At 69.7% G+C, this 1,327-nt stretch carries 1 protein-coding gene and 1 pseudogene; both read left to right on the top strand.

All coding sequences use genetic code 11. The annotated features are described in order from the left end of the window. A pseudogene (locus tag ABEA15_RS25520) lies at positions 1-466 on the top strand (ADP-forming succinate--CoA ligase subunit beta); the annotation flags it as partial. A 17-nt stretch (positions 467-483) separates the two neighbouring features. Then, on the top strand, positions 484-1,327 hold an 844-nt coding region (gene sucD, locus ABEA15_RS25515), incomplete at its 3' end, for a succinate--CoA ligase subunit alpha (protein WP_345559617.1).

Here is a 1,327-nt window from a genome sequence, read left to right as displayed (position 1 = left end):
GGCCAAGGAGAAGGGGTTGAACTACGTCAAGCTGGACGGGCAGGTCGGCATCATCGGCAACGGTGCCGGGCTGGTCATGTCCACGCTGGACGTGGTCTCCTACGCCGGTGAGGCCCACGGCGGGGTGCAGCCGGCCAACTTCTTGGACATCGGCGGCGGCGCCTCGGCCGAGGTGATGGCCAACGGCCTGGAGATCATCCTGGGCGACGGCGACGTCAAGAGCGTGTTCGTGAACGTCTTCGGCGGGATCACGGCCTGCGACGCGGTGGCCAACGGCATCGTGCAGGCGCTGGAGATGCTGGCCGCGCGCGGCGACGATGTGAGCAAGCCGCTGGTGGTGCGCCTGGACGGCAACAACGCCGAGCTGGGCCGCGAGATCCTGACCCGGGCCGGCCACCCCGCGGTGCGCCAGGCCCCCACCATGGACGGCGCCGCGGCCCAGGCCGCGGAGCTGGCCGCGAGCTAGAGGCGGGGGAGACGACGATGGCTGTTTTTCTGACCAAGGACAGCAGGGTGCTGGTGCAGGGTATGACCGGCGCGGAGGGCACTAAGCACACGCGGCGGATGCTGGCCTCGGGCACGCGGGTCGTGGGCGGGGTCAACCCGCGCAAGGCGGGGGTGTCGGTGGACATCGACGGGACGCAGGTGCCGGTGTTCGCGTCGGTGGGTGAGGGCATGGCGGCCACGGGGGCCGATGTGTCGGTGGTGTTCGTGCCGCCGCGGTTCGCGCGGGCGGCGGTGGTGGAGGCCGTGGACGCGGGGATCGGGATGGCGGTGGTGATCACCGAGGGGATTCCGGTGCACGATACGGCGGCGTTTTGGGCGCATGCGCAGGCGGCGGGCAGCGCGACGCGGATCGTGGGGCCCAATTGCCCGGGGCTGATCTCGCCGGGGGCGTCGAATGCGGGGATCATTCCGGCTGATATCACGCGGCCGGGGCGGATCGGGTTGGTGTCGAAGTCGGGCACGTTGACGTATCAGATGATGTATGAGTTGCGGGATATCGGGTTTTCCACGGCGGTGGGTATCGGTGGGGATCCGGTGGTGGGCACGACGCATATCGATGCGTTGGCGGCGTTTGAGGCCGATCCGGAGACGGATGCGATCGTGATGATCGGTGAGATCGGTGGGGATGCCGAGGAGCGGGCGGCGGAGTTCGTGCGTTCGCGGGTGTCGAAGCCGGTGGTGGGGTATGTGGCGGGGTTCACCGCGCCGGAGGGTAAGACGATGGGGCATGCGGGGGCGATCGTGTCGGGGTCGGCGGGCACGGCGCAGGCGAAGAAGGAGGCGTTGGAGGCGGCCGGCGTCAAGGTCGGCAAAACCCCCA

It is taken from the genome of Streptomonospora halophila, from assembly GCF_039542725.1.
GTDB classification, from domain to species: domain Bacteria; phylum Actinomycetota; class Actinomycetes; order Streptosporangiales; family Streptosporangiaceae; genus Streptomonospora; species Streptomonospora halophila.
This window is presented reverse-complemented; position numbering and strand designations above follow the sequence as displayed.